The organism is Phytohabitans maris (assembly GCF_031085175.1).
GTDB lineage: Bacteria > Actinomycetota > Actinomycetes > Mycobacteriales > Micromonosporaceae > Phytohabitans > Phytohabitans maris.
In genome coordinates this window covers 1-21,087 of record NZ_JAVHUY010000016.1, presented here as the reverse complement: position 1 = coordinate 21,087, position 21,087 = coordinate 1, and the positions used below count along the sequence as shown (strand labels likewise).

Below are 21,087 nucleotides of genomic sequence, written 5' to 3'. Positions count from 1 at the left end.
CTCAATCTCTACGTTGGAACGGATCCGGACGTTTGCGTTATCACGCTGGTCAGCGCGCGATCTCGGTAACCCGCGACTCGCGTACCACCGTGACCCGGATCTGGCCCGGGTAGGTGAGCTCCTCCTCGATCTGCTTCGCCACGTCACGGGCGAGCACCGCCGCGCCGATGTCGTCGACGTCGTCGGGCTTGACCATCACCCGGATCTCGCGGCCGGCCTGCATGGCGAAGACCTTCTCCACACCGGTCTTGCCGGCGGCGATCTCCTCGATCCGCTCCAGCCGCTTGACGTACGCCTCCAGGCTCTCCCGCCGCGCCCCCGGCCGCCCGCCGGAGCAGGCGTCGGAGGCCTGGGTCAGGACCGCCTCGATGGTCTGCGGCGGTACCTCGTTGTGGTGCGCCTCGATCGCGTGGACCACCTCTTCCGGCTCGCCGTACTTGCGGGCCAGGTCGGCGCCGATCAGCGCGTGGCTCCCCTCCACCTCGTGGGTGAGCGCCTTGCCGATGTCGTGCAGGAACGCGCACCGTTTGATCATCTGCGCGTCCAGCCGCAGTTCGGAGGCCATGATGCCGGCGATGTGCGCGGTCTCGACCAGGTGCTTGAGCACGTTCTGCCCGTACGACGTGCGGTAACGCAACCGCCCCAGCAGCGTCATCAGCTCCGGGTGCAGGTCGGTGATGCCCACCTCGACCAGCGCGTCCTCCGCGGCGCGCTCGCAGAGCCGCTCCACCTCGTGCTTGGCGGTCTCGAAGACCTCCTCGATGCGGTGCGGGTGGATCCGCCCGTCGAGCACCAGCTTTTCCAGCGTGAGCCGGCCGATCTCGCGGCGCACCGGGTCGAAGCAGGAGAGCAGCACCGCCTCGGGTGTGTCGTCGATGATCAGGTTGACGCCGGTCACCGACTCGAAGGCGCGGATGTTGCGCCCCTCGCGGCCGATGATCCGCCCTTTCATCTCGTCGCCGGGCAGGTGGAGCACGCTGACCACGCTCTCCGCCGTCTGCTCGCTCGCCACCCGCTGGATCGCGTCCACCACGATGTGGCGGGCGCGCTGCTCGGCGGTGCTGCGGGCGTCGTTTTCGATGTCGCGGACGAGCAGCGCCGCCTCCCGCTTGGCCTGCCCCTCGATCGCCTCGACCAGCTCCGCCCGGGCCGCCTCGACGGTCAGCCCGGCCACCCGTTCCAGCTCGCGCCGCCGCAGCTCCTCCGCCTCGGCCAGGACCGACTCGCGCTCCGCCACCGTCGCCTCGCGCTCGGCGATCTCCGCCTCGATCGCCGCGATCCGCCGGTCGCGCTCGGCCAGCCGCTCCACCTCTTCGGTGTGCAGCCGCTCACGCTCGTCGATCCGCGCTGTACGCCGTTCCAGCTCCGCGGCCTGCTCCTTGACGGTCGCGCTGAGCATGGAGATCTCGCGTTCGCCGCTGCGCCGGGCCGCCACCCGCGCCTGCTCGGCGTCCGTCTCGGCTTGGCGGTGTGCCCGTTCCAGGATGGTGTCCGCCTCGGCCCGCGCCGCGTCGAGCACCCGGCGCGCCTCCGCGCGCGCCGCGCGTGCCTCGGCCTTGGCCTCCGCGGCGTCGGTGCGGGCCGCGGTGGCGGCCGACTTGGCCTGCTCCGCGGCCGACGACGCCTCACCGGCCGCGCTGCGCAGCGCCGCCAGGGACTCCTCCTGGCGATCCCGCTCGGCCAGGAACGCGGGGTCTTCCGCCCGCGGCGCCGCCGGCTGGGCCGTCGTAAGGGACCGCAAGGCCCGCGCGCCAAGGACAAGACCAACCACCACGAGTACGGCCAGCGCCAGCACCGCGATCAGCAGTACTACGGTCATCCCGCCCATGCCGCCTCCCTCCGCCGCCTCGGGCGCCACGGGTCGGGTTGTGCCCACCCACTGAACGCCTTGCGGCTGTGTCGCCCGACCGAGGCAGCGGGCCGCAGGTATGACCGCCAGCGGCGCCCACGCGGGCACCGCCACCGGCCGGATATGTCATGCCGTCGCCGACGCGGCCCGGTCGACGACGGATCTAAAGTGATGCCGTACTGTTACGCGATCTATGTTGTGCGATTAGCCTGCGATGGTCGGGCCTTCTCGTCTGTAACGCGAGGCTAGGTCGCGAGTGGCGGTTCGGTCAAGGACCCATGATCCGGCCGAACCCGGGACGTACGGCATTGGAACGCTCACGCGCAGGTCATGGCCGGTACGGGCATTCCGGGACGAGTCACGAACGCCGCACATTTTTCGGCCCGCCCGTACGGTCATACGGCTGAGCGGGGGATCATCCCAAAGGTCATCGCCGCTTCCACCAGAGCGCGATTGTCGGGTGCCATCGTGCCATCCGGCATCGTCCGGGTGTCTTCCAACCCCACCCGGGAATGCAGGCCGAGCCGCCGGGCCTCGCGCAGTACCGCCCAGACCGCCGCCCCTTCCGCGTGGAGCAGGATGGGAACGCTCCCCCGCCCCAGCGCCGAGAGCATCGCGTGCGCGTTCGCCAGCGCCCGACCCTCCTCCGGCTCCATGCACTCCAGCAGCAGCCGTACGCAGGGCACCCGCCACGCCTGGTAGGCCGCGACCGCCGCCGGCGTCCAGAGCCCCGCCTCCACCCCGATCCCCCGCGAGCGCAGGGCCGCCGCGACCCGCTCGGCCCCCTCCTCGTGGACGTTGACCGACGCGAAGTCCGGCAGCACACTCCACGACTCGACCGCGGCCACCCGCTCGCCCGAGTCGGGTGCGATCCACGCCCCGGTGGTCACCCCGACCGGAAGCTCCGGGCAGGACCGCCGCAACGCCGCCACGGTCGCGTCGACGGCGTCCGCCGCGAGGGTCTCCCGCCCCTCCTCGTCGCGCGGGTGGACATGCACGGCAGCGGCGCCCGCACTCTCGCACCGCACCGCGTCGGCCGCCACCTCGGCCGGCGTGATCGGCACGGCCGGGTGCTCGTCGCGGCGGAGGCCCCCGTTCAGGCAGGCTTTGAGCATGCCCCCATTCTGCGGCCGCCCGGCGCGCCGGGGCCGGTATCAGCCTTGTCTCCCGGCCATCGACGGGCCGCGCCGAGCCCAGACCACGCCCAACGATCACCACGCCGACCGCTCCTCTCGTGGCCGACCGCTCCTCCCGTGATCGACGCTCTGAGATCGACCCAAGGCGCAGATCGTGGTACATCAGTGCCCCTCCAGGGGCAGCTAAGTACCACGATCTGCCAGAGACAGCCAACGTTTGACACCGATCAAGGACCAGTGCCCCCTGTGGCCCTCGGCCCCCGAAGCTCGCTTGCGTTCAGGCCCGTACGGCACGCCCGCGCGGGGCGGCACGCCCGACTGGGCACGCCCGCACGGCACGCCCGGCAGGGCACCCCGGCAGGGCACCCCGGCAGGGCACCCCGGCAGGGCACCCCGGCACGGCAGGCACGCCCGCGCGGCGGGGCACGCCCCACGAAGCGGCACGCCCGGCACAGAGCGGCACGCCGGCACGGCGCGGCAGGCACGCCCGTGCGGCGGGGCACGCCCACATCGCACAGCCGCATGCCCCGCACAGAGCGGGCACGCCCGCGGGCGACGCGGACCGCAGTCAGCGCGGGCGTGGTGGGCGGTGTCGCCCGCAGCCAGCGCGGACGTAGCCAGCGCGGCCGCGGGCGGCGTGCCCCGCGGGCAGCGCAGACGTCGGCAGCGCAGACATCGCCCGCGGGCAGCGGCAGACGCAGAAGGGCAGGCCGAACGGGCACAGCCAGCGCGGCCACAGGCGGCGCGGGCGGCACCGACCCAGCGCGGAGCGGGCAGGGACCCAGCGCGGAGCGGGCAGGGACCCAGCGCGGCGGCGCGGACACGGACCCAGCGCGGCGTGGAGCGGGCACGGGCGGCGGCCGGCGCGGCGTTACTCGGTGCGGTCGCCACCCTCCAGGTCGGCCAACGCGTCCGCGTCGACGCCGTCGGCGAACTCGGCCGCCTCCGCGCTCTGCGCCGCCATCGCGTCCTTGACCACCCGGATGGCCAGGCCCGGGCCGTAGCCCTTGCGGGCCAGCATGCCCACCAGCCGCCGGAAGACGGCCTCCGGCTCGCCGCGGGCGGTGCGCAGCTTGCGGTCGACCAGCGCCCGCGCCGTGGTCGCCTCGGTGTCGGGGTCGAGGTCGTCGAGGGCGGCGCCGGCGGTCTCGGCATCGACGCCGCGCTGGCGCAGCTCGTTGGCGAGGGCGCGGCGGGCCAGGCCGCGGCCGTGGTGGCGGCTGGAGACCCAGGCGCGGGCGAACGCCGCGTCGTCGATCATGCCGACCTCGTCGTAGCGCTCCAGCACCTCCACCGCGACCTCGGGCGAGATGCCCCGCCGGGCCAGCGCGGTGGCCAGCTCGGCGCGGGTGCGCGGGCGGACGGCGAGCTGGTTGAGGCAGATCTCGCGGGCCCGCTCGGCCTCGTCGCGCGGCTCCTCGGCCGCGGGTCGCCCACGCCGCCCGCGACCCCGCTGCTCCCCGCCGCGCGGATCCTGCGGCCAACCAGCCTGGTCGCGCGGACCCTCGGGCCAACCAGCCTCGCCGCGCGGACCCTCGCCCGCCGACGACCAGCCAGCCCCGTCGCCACGGCCGCCGCGACGCCGTGCACCACGCTCGCCTGTGGACTGCCAGCGCGAGCCGCGACCGCCCCCCGGCCGCACGCCACCGTCCCGATCGGCGCCGCGCTCGGGGCCGGAAACAGCGGCCTGATCCGCGTCGGGGTCGGACTCGGGATCGGGAGCGCGGCGGGCGGCGCCGAGAGCGCTCGCCGGCATCACCCCGGCCGGCCAGCGTGAGCCGGACGGTGTGGGTGAGCCGGTGGGCGGATCGGCGGCCGCGGGCAACGCGCCTTCCGGCCACTCGAACTCGCCCTCGTCAGGGCCTGGGCCCGCGATGGGCGCCGCGCGGCGGCTGGAGGACGTCGCGGAGGAACCGCGGGAACGCGCTCGGGGCGGTGCGGCGTCCCAGCCTCGCCCCGAGCGTGCGCCACGCCGTCGTCCGGGCATGGCGGGCCGGGTCAGAAGTCGACCGGGGGCAGCTCGACCCCGCCGGCCTCGTCGCTCGCGCCCTGCCCGACGCCGAGCTTTTCGAGGATCTTCTTCTCGATCTCGGCGGCCACGTCCGGGTTTTCCTTGAGGAACTCGCGCGCCTTTTCCTTGCCCTGCCCGAGCTGGTCGCCGTCGTACGTGTACCACGCGCCCGACTTGCGGATGATGCTCTGCTCGACACCGACGTCGATGAGCGAGCCCTCGCGGGAGATGCCCTTGCCGTACATGATGTCGAACTCGGCCTGCTTGAACGGCGCGGCCACCTTGTTTTTCACGACCTTGACACGGGTGCGGTTACCCACCACGTCGGTGCCGTCCTTGAGGCTCTCGATGCGGCGCACGTCGAGGCGGACCGAGGCGTAGAACTTGAGCGCGCGGCCACCCGTCGTGGTCTCCGGCGAGCCGAACATGACGCCGATCTTTTCGCGGAGCTGGTTGATGAAGATGGCGGTCGTGCCGGACGTGTTGAGGATACCGGTGATCTTGCGCAGCGCCTGGCTCATCAGGCGGGCCTGGAGACCGACGTGGCTGTCGCCCATCTCCCCCTCGATCTCGGCGCGCGGCACGAGCGCGGCCACCGAGTCGATGACGATGATGTCGAGCGCGCCGGAGCGGACCAGCATGTCGGCGATCTCCAGCGCCTGCTCACCGGTGTCGGGCTGGGAGACGAGCAGCTGGTCGGTGTCGACGCCGAGCGCCTTCGCGTACTCCGGGTCGAGCGCGTGCTCCGCGTCGATGAACGCGGCGATGCCGCCGGCACGCTGGGCGTTGGCCACCGCGTGCAGCGCGACCGTGGTCTTACCGGACGACTCCGGCCCGTAGACCTCCACCACCCGGCCGCGGGGCAGGCCGCCCACGCCGAGGGCGACATCGAGCGCGATCGAGCCGGTGGGGATGATCGCGGTCTGCACGACCGGCCGCTCGCCCAGCCGCATGACCGAGCCCTTGCCGAACTGCTTGTCGATCTGCGCCAAAGCGAGATCGAGTGCTTTTTCCCGATCAGGTGCTGCTGCCCCCATTGCCGCCACCCCTACATTCGCCGCCTTCGCGGGCGTCTTCGCCGAAGAGCTTCTCGTCACGCGGACACGCTAGGCGCTGGGTCCGACAGAAAACAGCCGACGAGCCGCAACCTGTGGACAAGCGCCCCAGCTGTGGACAATAGCCGAACACCTGTACGACGCAAGGGCCGACACGCCACACAGAGCGTCCGTTAACCCAAAGATGACCGAACGAAGCGAAGGCGGTACTCAGCGCAGTCGAGTGGGCACCCGATCGGGGTACGCGGCCACCACCGCCCGCCACACGTCCACCGTCGGCGTACCGGCGTCGAGCGCCTCCCGGATGGTCCGGCCGCCGAGCTGGGGCAGCACCTGGTCGGAGGCGAGGCTGGCCGCGTACGCCGGGCCGAACGCCTGCTCCAACCGCGCCCAGAAGTCCGTGAGCCGCACCCTTCAAACTCCCCTCGCGACAGCCACCGGGCGCAACGCTAGCGCGACCAGCGGCACCGTCGCGATGGCGGCCAGCGCGGTCAGCGCGCCGAACCCGCTCACCTCGACCACCAACCCGCTCACCGCGCCCGCGGACGCCCCGGCCAATCCCATGACCAGGTCGGACAGCCCTTGCGCGGCGGGCCGCACCTCGGCCGGCACCGACTCGGAGAGCAGCGTCGAGCCGGCCACCATCGTGCCCGACCAGCCCACCCCCAGCAGCGTGAGCCCGACCGCGAGCTGGGGCGTGTCGTGCCCCGCCGTACCGGCCGTCGCGCAGGCGGCGACGAGCACCGCGACCCCGCCGAGCACCACCGCGCGCCGCCCCAGGCGGTCGGTCAGCCAGCCGACGAGCGGGGCGAGCGCGTACATGCCGGCGATGTGGAGGCTCAGCACCACGCCCACGACCCGGAGCACGTCGGCGTCCGAATGGGACTCGCCAAGGCGTACCGGCGTCATCACCATGACCCCCACCATGACGAGGTGGCCGACGGCGACCGCGGCCATCCCCAGCCGGGCCGCCGGTCTTTCCGCGACCGCGCGCAGCGCGGGCCGGAAACCCGCGCGCCGCGGTGCCGGCTCGACCTCCGCGAGGCGCCGCGCGGTGAGGAGCGGGTCGGGGCGCAGGAGCAGCGCGAGTACCGTCGCCGCGAGCCCGAACGCCAGCGCGCTGAACACGAACGGGCCGGTCAGCGCCGGTGCCCCGGACCAGTGCACCGCGTCGTCGGCGAGCGCGGCGAAGTTGGGCGCGGCGACCGACCCGATCGTGGTGGCCCAGACGATCAGCGAGAGGTGGCGGCCGCGACGCACCGGCTCGGAGAGGTCGACGGCGGCGTACCGGGCCTGGAGGTTTGCCGTGGTCCCGCCGCCGAAGAGCAGCATGCCGGCGAAGAGGAGCGGTACGAGGTCGAGCGCCGCGGCCGCCACCACGACCGCGGCGCCGAGCGCGCCGGTGAGGTAGGCGGCGGCGAGCCCCCAGCGCCGCCCGCGGGCGTTGGTGATCCGGGTGATCGGGAGGGCGAGCAGCGCGCCGCCCACCACGCCGGAGCTCGTGGCGAGGCCGGAGATGGCGGTGCCGCCCAGCCGCGCGGCCAGCAGCGCGCCCACCGACAGTCCGATCGCGACACCCATGCCACCGATCGTCTGGGTGACGAAGAGCAAACGTAGAGTGCGCCGCTGAACCGGAGCGGCCGTCTCTACTGTCACAGGCCCAGGCTACGCCCGATGATCTCTTTCATGATCTCCGTGGTGCCGCCGTAGATGGTCTGCACCCGGCTGTTGAGCCAGGCCTTGGCCACCGGGTACTCCAGCATGTAGCCGTAGCCGCCGTGCAGTTGCACGCAGCGGTCGGCCACGCGGTTCTGCAGCTCGGTGGTCCACCACTTCGCCTTGGCCGCGTCGACCACGGTGAGCCGCCCCGCGTTGAACTCCCGCACGCAGTGGTCGAGGAACGTCCGCGCGATCGTCACCTCGGTGTCGAGCTCGGCGAGGAGGAAGCGGTTGTGCTGGAACTTTCCGATCGGCCGGCCGAACGCCTCGCGGCCGCGCGCGTACTCCAGCGTGATGGCGAGCAGCCGCTCGCTGGTGGCGACGGCGGCCACCGCGATGCCGAGCCGCTCGCGGGGCAGGTTGGCCATGAGGTGGTAGAAGCCGTGGTTTTCGGTGCCGATCAGGTTGTCGGCGGGCACCCGGCAGTCGTCGAAGAAGAGCTCGGCCGTGTCGTTCGCCTTCAGGCCGACCTTCTCCAGGCGGCGGCCGCGGGTGAAGCCGGGCGTACCCCGCTCCACCGCGAACAGGCTCGCGCCGTGCGCACCCTGGTCGGGCGCGGTCTTGGCGACGACCACCACGAGGTCGGCCATGTCGCCGTTGGTGATGAACGTCTTCTGTCCATTGAGGACGTACGAGTCACCGTCGCGGACCGCGGAGGTACGCACGCCGGCGAGGTCGGACCCGGCAGCCGGCTCGCTCATCGCGATCGCGGTGACGAGGTCGCCGGAGCAGAAGCCGGGCAGCCACCGCTTGCGCTGGTCCTCGGTGGTGAGGTCGGTCAGGTACGGCGCGACGACGTCGTTGTGCAGCCCGAAGCCGAGCCCCGAGCAGCCCGATCCGACGATCTCCTCGGTGAGCACCGCGTTGAACCGGAAGTCGCGCTGCCCACCCCCGCCGTACTCCTCGTCGACGTCCATGCCGAGCAGCCCGGCCGCGCCGGCCTTGCGCCAGACCTCGCGGTCGACGATCCCGTCCCGTTCCCACGCCTCGTGGTGGGGCACCGCCTCGCGGGCCAGGAACTCGCGGCAGAGCGCCCGGAAGTCTTCGTGGACCGGCTCGTACAGCTGCTGCTCCATGCGGCTCAGTGTCGCAGGGCCCCGGCGACCACCCGCAGATCGGCCACCAGGCCGCCGAACGCCGTGTCCCGGTCGTCGGCCCGGAGCACGGCCGACGGGTGGATGGTGGCCACCAGCTTGGCCGGCTCGACCGGGAAGTCGGCCGGGTGCTGGGCCGAGCCCGGCCAGGGCAGCACCCGCCCGCGCTGCTGGGTGACCCGGAACGACGGCCCCAGCAACGCCTTGGCGGCGGTCGCGCCGAGCACCACCACGACCTCCGGCCGCAGCAGCTGGAACTCCGACACCAGCCACGGCCGGCACGCCTCGATGTGCACCCGGTCGGGCGTCTTGTGGATGCGCCGCTTGCCGCGCAGCTCGAAGCGGAAATGCTTGACCGCGTTGGTGATGTAGACGTGGGCCGGGTCGATGCCGGCCTCGTCGACGGCGCGGCGCAGCAGGTGGCCGGCGGGTCCGACGAAGGGCAGGCCCTTCTGGTCCTCGACGTCGCCGGGCTGCTCGCCCACGAAGACCACCCGCGCGTGCGCGTCACCCCGGCCGAAGACCACCTGCGTGGCGTCCTGGTACAGCTCGCAGCCCTTGCACGAGGGGGCGGCCGCCTTCAGCGCGTCGAGCGTGCTGGCATCGTCCGGGATGAACTCCTGCGCTGTCGTCACCGCACTGTTCTACCCCATTCGGGAGGAGAAGATGCGGCGGCGGCGACCGCGTCGGCGAGTGGTGGAATGTCCGGCTCGGCGAGCGGGCTGACCGTGATCCGCACGCCCGGCGGCGTGGCCTGCCGGTACAGCGCGCCGGGCGCCACCGCGTACCCGGAATCTCGGAGCATCGTGACCGCGCGCGTCTCGTCGGCGACGGGGATCCAGACGTTGATGCCGGTCCGTCCGCACGCCGTCACGCCGCGCTCGGCGAGCGCGGCGACGAGGGTGTCGCGGCGGCGGTCGTAGCTGTGGCCGGCCGCGACCACCCCGGCCGCGACGGCCGGGTCCTGCCACAGCGACATGGCCAGCCGCTGCAGCATGGTGGAGACCCACCCGGCGCCGAGCCGCATCCGGCCGGCGACCCGCGCCACCGTGGCCTCGTCGCCGCCGAGGGCGGCGAGGCGCAGGTCTGCGCCGTAAGGCTTGGCGGCGGAGCGGAGGAAGGCCCAGGCCCGCGTCGCGCCGGCCAGCGGATGCAGGGGTACGGCGGCCAGCTCGCCAGCGTGGTCGTCTTCGATCAGCAGCACCCCGTCCTGGCCGGCGAGCACCTCGCGCAGGTCGGCCGCGCGGGCGGCGGTGAGGTAGGTACCGGTGGGGTTGTGCGCGCGGGTGGTCACCACCACGGCCCGGGCGCCCGCGGCGAGCGCGGCCCGCAGGCCGTGCGGCGTGGGGCCGTCGCCATCCACGGGTACCGGCAGCGCGCGCAGGCCCAGCGCCGCGACCAGGTCGAGGAAGTTGGCCCAGCCGGGATCCTCGACCGCCACCGCGTCGCCGGGACGCAGGTGGGCGGTGAGCAGCCGCTCGGCGCCGTCGAGCGCACCGCTCGTGACGGTGACCGCCGGCGCGTCCACCCCGTCGGCCGCGAAGCGGGCCCGGATCGTCTCGGCGAGCTCGGGCAGCACACCCGCCTCCGCGTACCCCATGGGGGGCCCGACCCGGGCGGCGAGCGCGGCCAGGTGCGGACCGAGTGGTGGCAGCAGGCTCCGGTCGGGCTCGCCGGAGGAGAGGTCGAGCGCGCCCTCCGGCACGGCCGGGCGCAGCGCGGCGCGGGTGGTGGTGACCGGCGGGCGGGGGCGGATCCGCGTGCCGTTGCGCCCCGCGGTCTCGATCACGCCACGCTGGCGGAGCACCTGGTACGCCTTCGCCACCGTCCCCGGGCTCACCCCGAGCTCGTCGGCGAGCGCCCGCACGGCCGGCAGCGGTGCCCCGGCGGGCAGCTCGCCGGTGCGCACGCCGGACTCCACGCTCGCCGAAATGGCCGCTGACGTGGCCCCATTGATCTGATAACGTACTGGCACAGTCACAGTTTTGTACTGTAACAAACTTGCGGCTCACGGGGAGGGTGCGGGTGTACCAGCAGACCGAGCGGACCACCGCCAAGCGGGAGCGGGGCCGGATGAGCTACGAGCGGGCCACCGCCCACGCCATCCTCGACGAGGCCTACCACTGCGCGCTGGGGTTCACTGTGGACGGTGAGCCGCGGGTGCTGCCGACGCTGCACGTGCGGGTCGGCGAGACGGTGTACGTGCACGGCTCCACCGGCAGCCGCCCCCTGCTCGCCGCCCGCGGTGACGCCGGCCTGCGGGTGTGCCTCACGGTCACCCAGCTCGACGGGCTGGTGCTGGCCCGCTCCCAGTTCCACCACAGCGTCAACTACCGCTCCGTGGTGGCGCACGGCGTGGCCCGGCTGGTCACCAGCGAGGAGGAGAAGCGGACCGCGCTCGACGCGCTGATCGACAAGGTCGGGCGTGGCCGCTCGGCGCAGACCCGCCCGCCGACCCGCAGGGAGCTGGCCGAGACCGCGATGCTGGCGATCCCGCTGCACGAGGTCTCGGTCAAGGCCCGCGCCGGCGGCGTCCTGGAGGAGGCGGAAGACCTCGACCTGCCGTACTGGGCGGGCGTGGTGCCCCTGCGCCTCGTGCCCGGCGTGCCCGAGCCGGACACCGGTGTGACCGCGCCGGTCCCGCACTACCTGCGGCCGCCCCGCTCCCCCTGGCTGACGCCCGAGCCGATGCACGGCGACCACGTCATCCTCGAGCCGCTCGACATGGCGCACGTCGACGAGCTCTTCGCCGCCACCCGCGACCCCGAGGTGTGGCGGCACCTCACGCACGCCCAGCCGGCCGACCGCGACGGCATGGCCGAGCTGGTCGCCGGTGCGCTGCACGCGCACCACACCGGCGAGCGCGTGCCGTGGGTCCAGCGCGACGCGGCCACCGGCGAGGTGATCGGCACGACGTCGTACTACGAGGTGAACGAGGCGAAGCGCTCGCTCGGCATCGGCCACACGTTCCTGAGCCGCCGGTGCTGGCGCACGGGGGTCAACACCGAGGCCAAGCTGCTGCTGCTCACGAGGGCGTTCGAGGAGCTGGGCGCGGTGCGGGTGGTGTGGCACACCGACAGCCGCAACGAGCGTTCCCGGGCGGCCATCGAGCGCCTCGGCGCGCGGCGCGAGGGCGTGCTGAAGATGCACCGGCTGCGGCCGGACGGCGCCTGGTACGACAGCGTGCAGTACGCGATGACCGTCGACGAGTGGCCAGCGGCACACATCCGGCTGCGGGAAAAGCTTCGCGCACCGGCCACGGTGGGGTGAGGATGGCGCCGTGCTGGGGATCACCGACATCTGGACCTACGTGCTGGGCACGGTCGCCATCATCCTGCTGCCCGGGCCCAACTCGCTTTTCGTGCTCTCCACCGCGGCCCGGCGCGGCGTACCGTCCGGCTACAAGGCAGCCGCCGGCGTCTTCCTCGGCGACACCGTGCTCATGGCGCTCTCGGCCGCGGGCGTCGCCTCCCTGCTGAGGGCATACCCGCCGGTCTTCCTCGCGATCAAGTACGCGGGCGCCGTCTACCTCGGCTACGTCGGCCTGCAGATGATCCGCGGCGCCCTACGCCGCTGGCGCGGCACACCCCGCACGACACCCGCGGCACCCGCCGCCGAGGCCCTCCCGCACCCCTTCCGCCGGGCCGCCGTGATCAGCCTGCTCAACCCGAAGGCGATCCTGTTCTTCATCTCGTTCTTCATCCAGTTCGTCGATCCGGCCTACGCGTACCCGGCCCTGTCGTTCCTCCTGCTGGGACTGATCGCGCAGCTCGCCAGCGCCCTGTACCTGACGCTGCTCATCTTCACCGGCACCTTCCTGGCCGCCCAGTTCCGCCGCCGCAGGCGGCTGGCCGCCGGCGCCACGACCGCCGCCGGCACGCTCTTTCTCGGCTTCGGCCTCAAGCTCGCGACCGGCTGAGCCCCACCCACAAACCAGAGAATTCCGAGCTACCGCGATGTCCGCCGTGGTCCGGACCGTTGCGCGGGGTCCCCCGGGAAACGTGGAGCGCAGCGGAACGTTTTCTTGGGATGCGTTCCCGCGGCCTCACCCTCCGCACCCTCCGCGCCCGAGAACCGGCGAGCCCAGTGACGACACCGGCGGGTCCGGCAAAAGCAGGGCCGGCAACGGCCACCGTGGATGGCCCTCGGCCGCCGAGGTGAGCACCAGCGGTACCGGAAGTACCTTATGGCGGCGCCATAAGGTATCTGGGGTACCGCTGGTCGCGGACCCGCCCGCGATCCGCGGGCCGGGGTGGATGGCAACCGCGGAGGATGAGGCGGCGGCAGCTCGAATGTCTTCGATGGCTTGGGACTGGAGCCGGCGCGATCCGGGGCCGGCGCCGGCCACCCGGGCGGTCGGGACACGGCGTCGAAAGGTTTTCGAAGGGCTTGACAGGTGTCGGGTCCAGGCCGGAACATGCCTGTTAACGTGAACAGGCGAGTATTGTCACCGGGTTCGAGGATCGGGGCCTAGACGCATGGCGGAGCGGCGACCAGACGGCGGGAGCCCATCGGGGCGCGGCCCGCGCCGGCAGGTCGGGATGGTCGATGTGGCCCGACTCGCTGGAGTCTCGCACATGACCGTCTCCCGCGTCATCAACGACCAGCCGACCGTCAGCCAGGTGACCCGCCAGCGGGTGCTCGCCGCGATGACCGAGCTCGGTTACCGGCCCAACGTCGCGGCCCGCGCGCTCGTCACCGGGCGCACCCGCACGCTCGGCGTGGTCAGCATCGACACCACGCTCTACGGGCCGGCCTCCATGCTGCTCGCCATCGAGCGGGCGGCGCGCGACATCGGATACGCGATCAGCATCGCCAGCCTGCCCAGCGTCGACCGGCGCTCGTTCGGCGAGGCGTTCGAGGCGCTGATGGCGCAGGCGGTCGAGGGCATCATCGCGATCACGCCACACACCTCGACCACGACGGCGCTGCGCCACGTGCCCAAGGACATCCCGGTGGTGGCGGTCGAGGGCGGCCGGGCGCCGGTGCCCACCGTCGCGGTCGACCAGCGGCTCGGCGCCCGCCTCGCCACCGAGCACCTGCTCTCCCTCGGCCACGCCACGGTCGCACACATCGCCGGCCCCGGCGACTGGCACGAGGCGCAGGAGCGCGAGCGCGGGTGGCGCGACGCGCTCACCGACGCGGAGCGCGAGATCCCCGAGCTGGTGCGCGGCGACTGGAGTCCCCGCTCCGGCTACGAGGCCGCCCAGCGGCTGATCGGCGCGCCCGGCCTGACCGCCATCTTCGTGGCGAACGACCAGATGGCGATCGGCGCGCTGCGGGCCCTCTCCGAGGCCGGCATCCCGGTGCCCGAGCGGGTGAGCATCGTCGGCTTCGACGACATCCCGGAGGCCGAGTTCTTCACGCCGCCGCTGACCACGCTCCGCCAGGAGTTCGGCGAGGTCGGCCGGCAGAGCCTCGCGCTGCTGATGGAGCAGGTCGACGGGGCACCCCGGTCCCGCCGCCGGATCGTGATCCCGCCGGAGTTCATCGTCCGGGAGAGCACCCGCGCCCCGGGGACGGCCGGCTCAGCCCCGGGAACGGCCGGCTCAGCCCGGGGGTCGGCCGGCTCCGGCCCGCGGAGCGCAGGGACGAAGACCCCGCGGAGCGCCGCGACGAAGACGGAGCGCGCCGGACTCTCCGGGGCGCCCGCGAGCGAAGCAAGCCAACCAGACACAGCCCCCCGCTGAGGAAGCCCATGCCCCACGCTGTTAACGCTAACGAACCCCCTCGCTACGTCGTCGGCGTCGACTACGGCACCCTGTCCGGCCGCGCGCTCGTGGTCCGCGTCGACGACGGCGCCGAGCTGGGCACCGCCGTGCACGAGTACCGCCACGGTGTCATCGACCGCACCCTGCCGGCCACCGGCGCGGCGCTCCCGCCCGACTGGGCGCTGCAGGACCCCGAGGACTATCTGGACGTGCTGCGCGTCGCGGTGCCGGCCGCGATCGCCGACGCGGGTGTCGACCCGGCCCTGGTGATCGGCATCTCCACCGACTTCACCGCCTGCACGGTGCTGCCCACGCTCGCCGACGGCACCCCGCTGTGCCGGCTGCCGGAGCTGGCGGGGCGGCCGCACGCGTACGTGAAGCTGTGGAAACACCACGCCGCCCAAGGGCAGGCCGACCGCATCAACGCGCTCGCGCACGAGCGGGGTGAGCCCTGGATCAACCGGTACGGCGGGAAGATCTCCTCGGAGTGGCAGTTTGCCAAGGGCCTCCAGCTGCTGGAGGAAGACCCGGAGGTCTACGCCCGCGCCGAGCGGTGGATCGAGGCGGCCGACTGGATCGTGTGGCAGCTCTGCGGCGCCGAGACCCGCAACGTCTGCACCGCCGGCTACAAGGGCATCTACCAGGACGGCGGCTACCCGAGCGCGGGCTACCTGGCGGCGCTCAACCCCGACTTCGCCGGCTTCGTGGCGAAGCTCGAGCACCCGCTGCTGCCGCTCGGCGCGCTGGCCGGCGGGCTGACCGCGCAGGCCGCCGCCTGGACCGGCCTGCCCGAGGGCATCGCGGTCGCCGCCGGCAACGTCGACGCGCACGTCACCGCCCCGGCGGCGCAGGCCATCACGCCCGGCCAGCTCGTCATGATCATGGGTACCTCCACCTGCCACGTCATGAACGGCGACACCCTCGCCGAGGTCCCCGGCATGTGCGGCGTGGTCGAGGGCGGCATCGTGGCCGGCGGGTACGGGTACGAGGGCGGCCAGAGCGGCGTCGGTGACATCTTCGCCTGGTTCGTCGACTCGTCGCTGCCGGCCGAGTACCGGGCCGAGGCGGAGCGGCGGGGCATCGGGCCGCACGAGTACCTGAGCGAGCTCGCCGCCGCGCAGCGGGTCGGGCAGCACGGCCTAGTCGCGCTCGACTGGCACAACGGCAACCGCTCGGTGCTGGTCGACCACGAGCTCTCCGGCGTGATCGTCGGGCAGACGCTGGCCACCCGCCCCGAAGACGTGTACCGGGCGCTGGTGGAGGCGACCGCGTTCGGCACCCGCACGATCATCGACGCGTTCGAGGGCTCGGGCCTGCCGGTGAGCGAGCTCGTCGCGGCCGGCGGCCTGCTGAAGAACGCGTTCCTCATGCAGCTCTATGCGGACGTCACCGGCCGCCCCATCTCGGTGATCGGCTCGGAGCAGGGGCCCGCGCTCGGCTCGGCGATCCACGCGGCGGTGGCCGCCGGGGCGTACCCGGACGTGCCGGCCGCCGCGGCGGCGATGGGGCGGGTCGAGCGCCGGGTGTACGAGCCGGACGCCGCGCGCGCCAAGGCGTACGAGCCGCTCTACGAGGAGTACCGCCGCCTGCACGACTACTTCGGACGCGGGGAGAACGACGTGCTGCACCGGCTGCGCCGGATCCGGAACGAGGCGCACGCATGAGCGTCGACCAGCTCCGCAAAGACCTCGTGGGGCTGCACGAGGAGCTGATCCGGTGGGGGCTGGTGGTCTGGACCGCCGGCAACGTCTCGGCCCGGGTGCCCGACGAAGACCTCTTCGTCATCAAGCCCAGCGGCATCTCGTACGACGAGCTGACCCCCGAGTCGATGGTGGTGTGCGACCTGGACGGGCGGCTCGTCGACGGCGCCTACGCCCCCTCCAGCGACACCGCCGCCCACGCGTACGTCTACCGCGAGATGCCCGAGGTCGGCGGCGTGGTGCACACCCACTCCACGTACGCGACCGCCTGGGCCGCGCGGGGCGAGGCGGTGCCCTGCGTGCTGACCGCGATGGCCGACGAGTTCGGCGCGGAGATCCCGGTCGGGCCGTTCGCGCTCATCGGCAACGACGACATCGGCAAGGGCATCGTGGCGACCCTGCGCGGGCACCGCTCGCCGGCCGTGCTGATGCGAAACCACGGTGTCTTCACCATCGGCACGAGCGCCCGCGCGGCGGTCAAGGCGGCGGTCATGTGCGAAGACGTGGCCCGCACCGTCCACATCGCACGCCAGCTCGGCGAGCCGCTCCCCATCGCACAGTCCGACATAGACAAGCTCTACGACCGCTACCAGAACGTCTACGGTCAGCCTTCTCCGTGATCGAAGTCGGGGTGGCTTGGGCCGTCGGCGTCTGGAGAGGATCCAACCCCGAAACGGGATTTGGGCTACCGCGATGTCCGTGGTGGTCCGGACCGTTGCGCGGGGTCCCCGGGGAAACGTGGAGCGCAGCGGAGCGTTTTCTTGGGGTGCATTCCCGCGGCCTCACCCTCCGCCGTCCGCGATCTCACCCCGACCCCTGCGGGGAGCCCGCTACCGCCCAGGGGTTTGTGCGTCCACGACACCCCACCACACCACCACCGCCGGGCGGACGGATATGTGCCCGTGGGAAGCTCTGGAGCTGCCCCGTCTGTGCGTGCGACCGCACAGCTTCCACACACCTGCCGTGCGCCTCGGCGCGAGCCTCGCTACCGGGGATGGGGCTTGGGCCGCGGAGGCACGCGCCGCACCCCTCCCCACGTCCGTGATCGACGCTCCCCCCACGTCGTTCTAGCGACTTGAGGGGAGCTTCGATCACGGGACGGGCTACTCCAGGAGGAACGTCGCGTCGGCGCGGTCGGTCGCGGTGCTGACCGGCTGGGCGTACAGCAGGTTGGACGAGTGCCGGATGTACCGGCCGGCGACGTTCGCCGACTCGAACGAGACCCCGGCCGCGTCGGCCAGCCCGGCACGGCGGAAGAAGCTCGCGTCCCCGCGGAACGTGGCCGAGCCGTCGTTGCGCTCCACCCACATCTCGTAGTTGCGGTGGCGCAGGTAGTAGCCGGGGAAGTTGGCCGACTCCAGCGACACCGTGCCGCCGCCGTTCAGCCCGGTCACGATGCGAAACTGCGAGTCGGCGAGGTTGGTGACGTTCGCCTCGATCCGGGCCCGGTACTCCCAGTGCCGGATGTACCGGTCCGGGAAGTTGTACGAGCGCAGCCGCTGCGGGGTGATCCCGTCGGCGACCGGGATGCCGAAGTTCGGCGTGCCGTCCGCGTTCCAGTAGAGCTTCTGGATCCGGGTACGGCGGTTGGGGTCGTTGAGCGGGTCGCCGCTGATGTCGCGGTAGCTCCGGTCGTGGTACACGAGGATGTCGCTCTGGCCGTCCTCGGAGACGGTGAACGAGTTGTGCCCCGGCCCGTACTGGCTCGTCGCGGTGTTGCTGCGGAAGACCGGCTGCGCGTTCTTGGTCCACGACGAGGGGTTCATGAGGTTGGCCGTCGCCGGGGCGGTGAGCATGCCCAGGCAGTAGTTGGCGTCGGTGGCGCTCGCCGAGTACGTCATGAAGACCCGGCCGTTGCGCTGGATCACCGCCGGCCCCTCGTTCACCCGGTAGCCCACCGTCTCCCACGAGTACGTGGGCACGCTCAGCCGTGCCGGCGTACCCGTGATGGTCCAGGGGTTGGACATGGGGGCCAGGTAGAGGTTGGTGTTGCCGCCGATGGCCGGGTCGTTCTGCGCCCAGGCGAGGTAGCGCGTTCCATTGTGGACGAACGTGGTCGCGTCGAGCGAGAACGTGTTGAGCGGCGTGACGATCCGGCCCCGCTCGGTCCACGAGCCGGCGAGCGGGTTGGCCGAGGCGTTCTCCAGCACGTACATCCGGATGGCCCAGACGTCGTCGCTGCGGCCGGCGGCGAAGTAGACGTACCACCGGCCGTTGATGTAGTGGATCTCCGGCGCCCAGATGTGCGCGGCCATCTCGCCGCTCGTGTGGCGCCGCCAGATGACGCTCTCGGATGCGCCGGCGAGCCCCTGGAGCGTGGTGGCGCGGCGCAGCACGATGCGGTCGTACTCGGGGGCGGTGGCGGTCATGTAGTAGTAGCCGTCGGTGTGCTTCACGATGTGCGGGTCGGCCCGCTGGGCGACGAGCGGGTTCGTGTACTGCACGGCCGGCGCGGCCGTGGACGGCGCGGCGACGAGCAGGCTCGCGGCCAGGCTGGCCGCCACGGCGAGGGCGGCGGTGAGTCTGCGCATGGTGTCCTCTTCCTCGGAAGGGGGGTCGGGGCGGCGGCGGGAGCGCCGCCCCGACCGCGAAAAGCGGCACTGCGATTGCTTTGTTAGCGCTCACACGAGGGGCGCGCGGCGCTGTCACGTTCCACGAAGGACGGTGGGAAGCGCACGTGCCGCAGGATCCGCACGCCGGCGGAGATCTGCCTGACCAGCAGGTCGACGCTGGCCCGGGCGAGTGCGGGGAGGTCCTGCCGCACCGTGGTCAACGGTGGTCGCAGGAACGCGGCTTCGGGGATGTCGTCGAACCCGACGACGCTCACGTCGCCGGGCACCGCGCGGCCGGCCAGGTGCAGTGCCCGCAGCGCGCCGAGCGCCATCTGGTCGCTGGCACAGAAGACCGCGCTCACGTCGCGGTCGGCGGCGAGATCGCGGGCGGCCTCGTATCCGGACCGCACGCTCCAGTCGCCGGACAGCACCAGCCCGACCGGGGCACCCGCCTCGGCCAGCGCCGCCCGCCAGCCGGCCGCCCGCTCGCGCGCCACCGGCCAGCCGGGCGGCCCGGAGATGTGGTGGACGGTGGCATGGCCGAGGTCGAGCAGGTGGCGCGTGGCGGCGGCCGCGCCTGACACGTTGTCGAAGCCCACCACCGGCACGCCCACGGCCTCGCCTACGGCTTCACCCGCGCCTACGGCTTCACCCGCGCCGACGGCCAGGAGCGGGACGTGCGGTGGGACGGTGGCCAGCGCGGCCAGCGCCGCATCGGTCGGCGCGACGGCGAGGATGCCGTCGACGAGCCGGCCGAAGAGGGTGTCGACGGCGGTGGCGACCGAGTCGGCGTCGAGCGAACGCGCGCTGACCACGGTGAGCGGATGGCCGGCGGCCCGGGCGGCGCGCACGATCGCGGACACCGTCGAGGTAGGACCGGCCACTGAGGCGTCGAAGGCGACCAGCCCCAGCGCGTGCGACGGGCTGGTCGCCGGCCACCTGGGGGCGGTCCGGTGCGGCACGCCGGCCACCCGGGCGACACCCGTCATCACCGGCCGGTCTCGCAGCCGCCGCGCACCGCGCATTGGGGACCTCCCTCCGGCCGGCACGTCAGTCGCAGTGTTAGCGCTCACACCGGTACTGTCAAGGGGTTGACTGGAATCGATCTATTCAGGTAGATACCGTGCACGTCACGATTGCGTGAACCCCTTGACGCGGGCGGACGTGAGCGTTAACACTCTCGCAAACACACTTCATGCCACCGCGACGCGGTCGCGGTGATGTTAGCGCTAACAGCGATGGCGAGGAGTGCGAGATGCGCAGAAAGATATCGACGATCCTGCTGGCCGCCGCGCTGGCCGGCCCACTGGCCGCCTGCGGCGGTGGCGATGGTGACGGTGCCGGTGGCGGCACCGACGACGGGAAGATCACCCTCGGGTTCTCCCAGGTCGGCGCCGAAAGCGGCTGGCGCACCGCGAACACCAAATCAATCCAGGACTCCGCCAAACAAGCCGGGATCGACCTCAAGTTCTCCGACGCCCAACAAAAACAGGAAAACCAGATCAAAGCCATCCGCTCGTTCATCCAACAGAAGGTCGACATCATCGCCTTCTCCCCCGTCGTCGAGTCCGGCTGGGACACCGTCCTCAAAGAAGCCAAAGACGCCGGCATCCCCGTCATCCTCACCGACCGCGCCGTCGACTCCACCGACACCACCCTCTACAAGACCTTCATCGGCTCCGACTTCGTCGAAGAAGGCAAAAAAGCCGGCGACTGGCTCGTCAACCAGTACACCACCACCACCGACCCGGTAAACATCGTCGAACTCCAAGGCACCACCGGCTCCGCCCCCGCCAACGACCGCAAAAAAGGCTTCGGCGACGTCATCGCCACCGACCCCAAATTCAAGATCATCGCCTCCCAGACCGGCGAGTTCACCCGCGCCAAAGGCAAAGAAGTCATGGAAGCCTTCCTCAAGGCCAACCCCGACATCGACGTGCTCTACGCCCACAACGACGACATGGGCCTGGGCGCCATCGAAGCCATCGAAGGCGCCGGCAAGAAGCCCGGCACCGACATCAAAATCATCACCGTCGACGCCGTCCACGACGGCATGCAAGCCCTCGCCGACGGCAAAATCAACTTCATCGTCGAATGCTCACCCCTACTCGGCCCACAACTGATGGACCTCGTCCAAAAAGTCCACGCCGGCGAAACCGTCGAACCCCGCGTGATCACCAAAGAGACCACCTTCACCCAGGAACAAGCCAAAGCCGTCCTCCCCGAACGGCAGTACTGACGCAATCCCTGTGGCCGCCCC

At 72.4% G+C, this 21,087-nt stretch carries 17 protein-coding genes; 6 read left to right on the top strand and 11 right to left on the bottom strand.

What is annotated here, in order from left to right:
* Positions 1 to 49 precede the first annotated feature (49 nt).
* The 9 genes from rny to RB614_RS18185 form a co-directional block, all read right to left on the bottom strand.
* On the bottom strand, positions 50 to 1,828 hold the full coding sequence (gene rny / locus RB614_RS18225) for a ribonuclease Y (protein WP_308713728.1): 1,779 nt from the start codon (positions 1,826 to 1,828) through the stop codon (positions 50 to 52).
* A 416-nt stretch (positions 1,829 to 2,244) separates the two neighbouring features.
* Positions 2,245 to 2,964, bottom strand: coding sequence for a 3-keto-5-aminohexanoate cleavage protein (locus RB614_RS18220; protein ID WP_308713727.1), 720 nt, complete (start codon positions 2,962 to 2,964; stop codon positions 2,245 to 2,247).
* An 892-nt stretch (positions 2,965 to 3,856) separates the two neighbouring features.
* Entirely contained in the window at positions 3,857 to 4,627 is a 771-nt protein-coding gene (locus RB614_RS18215; protein WP_428983046.1) for a regulatory protein RecX, read from the bottom strand.
* Between the two features lie 356 nt (positions 4,628 to 4,983).
* Positions 4,984 to 6,033, bottom strand: a complete 1,050-nt coding sequence (gene recA / locus RB614_RS18210; protein ID WP_308713726.1) for a recombinase RecA — start codon at positions 6,031 to 6,033, stop codon at positions 4,984 to 4,986.
* Between the two features lie 228 nt (positions 6,034 to 6,261).
* Positions 6,262 to 6,462, bottom strand: a complete 201-nt coding sequence (locus tag RB614_RS18205; protein ID WP_308713725.1) for a DUF3046 domain-containing protein — start codon at positions 6,460 to 6,462, stop codon at positions 6,262 to 6,264.
* A gap of 3 nt (positions 6,463 to 6,465) precedes the next feature.
* The gene (locus RB614_RS18200; RefSeq protein WP_308713724.1) at positions 6,466 to 7,707 is read right to left on the bottom strand and encodes an MFS transporter; all 1,242 of its coding nucleotides are present in this window, start codon (positions 7,705 to 7,707) and stop codon (positions 6,466 to 6,468) included.
* On the bottom strand, positions 7,704 to 8,846 hold the full coding sequence (locus RB614_RS18195; protein ID WP_308713723.1) for an acyl-CoA dehydrogenase family protein: 1,143 nt from the start codon (positions 8,844 to 8,846) through the stop codon (positions 7,704 to 7,706). Before RB614_RS18195 ends, RB614_RS18200 begins: the two co-directional genes overlap by 4 nt.
* Before the next feature lie 5 nt (positions 8,847 to 8,851).
* The gene (locus RB614_RS18190; protein ID WP_308713722.1) at positions 8,852 to 9,499 is read right to left on the bottom strand and encodes a UdgX family uracil-DNA binding protein; all 648 of its coding nucleotides are present in this window, start codon (positions 9,497 to 9,499) and stop codon (positions 8,852 to 8,854) included.
* Positions 9,496 to 10,839 (bottom strand): aminotransferase class I/II-fold pyridoxal phosphate-dependent enzyme, encoded by a 1,344-nt coding sequence (locus RB614_RS18185; RefSeq protein ID WP_308713883.1) that lies wholly within the window; start codon positions 10,837 to 10,839, stop codon positions 9,496 to 9,498. The genes RB614_RS18190 and RB614_RS18185 overlap by 4 nt, the downstream gene beginning before the upstream one ends.
* Positions 10,840 to 10,889: 50 nt before the next feature.
* Here RB614_RS18185 and RB614_RS18180 point away from each other — a divergent pair, with 50 nt between their 5' ends.
* The 5 genes from RB614_RS18180 (at position 10,890) to RB614_RS18160 (ending at position 16,895) form a co-directional block, all read left to right on the top strand.
* Entirely contained in the window at positions 10,890 to 12,134 is a 1,245-nt protein-coding gene (locus RB614_RS18180) for a bifunctional pyridoxamine 5'-phosphate oxidase family protein/GNAT family N-acetyltransferase (protein WP_308713882.1), read from the top strand.
* Positions 12,135 to 12,144: 10 nt separating this feature from the next.
* Positions 12,145 to 12,783, top strand: coding sequence for a leucine efflux protein LeuE (leuE, locus tag RB614_RS18175; RefSeq protein ID WP_308713721.1), 639 nt, complete (start codon positions 12,145 to 12,147; stop codon positions 12,781 to 12,783).
* A gap of 559 nt (positions 12,784 to 13,342) precedes the next feature.
* Positions 13,343 to 14,554: a LacI family DNA-binding transcriptional regulator gene (locus RB614_RS18170; protein ID WP_308713720.1), complete on the top strand. Its 1,212-nt coding sequence runs from the start codon at positions 13,343 to 13,345 to the stop codon at positions 14,552 to 14,554.
* Between the two features lie 8 nt (positions 14,555 to 14,562).
* Entirely contained in the window at positions 14,563 to 16,239 is a 1,677-nt protein-coding gene (gene araB / locus RB614_RS18165) for a ribulokinase (RefSeq protein ID WP_308713719.1), read from the top strand.
* Positions 16,236 to 16,895 carry an L-ribulose-5-phosphate 4-epimerase gene (locus RB614_RS18160; protein ID WP_308713717.1) on the top strand — a complete coding sequence of 220 codons (660 nt, stop codon included), beginning with the start codon at positions 16,236 to 16,238 and terminating at the stop codon, positions 16,893 to 16,895. The genes araB and RB614_RS18160 overlap by 4 nt, the downstream gene beginning before the upstream one ends.
* Before the next feature lie 483 nt (positions 16,896 to 17,378).
* On the opposite strand, the gene RB614_RS18155 is transcribed toward RB614_RS18160, so the two are convergent.
* Positions 17,379 to 18,806: a family 43 glycosylhydrolase gene (locus RB614_RS18155; RefSeq protein ID WP_308713716.1), complete on the bottom strand. Its 1,428-nt coding sequence runs from the start codon at positions 18,804 to 18,806 to the stop codon at positions 17,379 to 17,381.
* Positions 18,807 to 18,889: 83 nt separating this feature from the next.
* Entirely contained in the window at positions 18,890 to 19,852 is a 963-nt protein-coding gene (locus RB614_RS18150) for a substrate-binding domain-containing protein (protein WP_308713715.1), read from the bottom strand.
* Between the two features lie 230 nt (positions 19,853 to 20,082).
* On the opposite strand from RB614_RS18150, the gene RB614_RS18145 reads away from it, so the two are divergent.
* A complete protein-coding gene (locus RB614_RS18145) occupies positions 20,083 to 21,066 on the top strand; it encodes an ABC transporter substrate-binding protein (RefSeq protein ID WP_308713714.1) in 984 nt (327 codons plus the stop codon).
* The last annotated feature ends 21 nt before the right edge of the window (positions 21,067 to 21,087 follow it).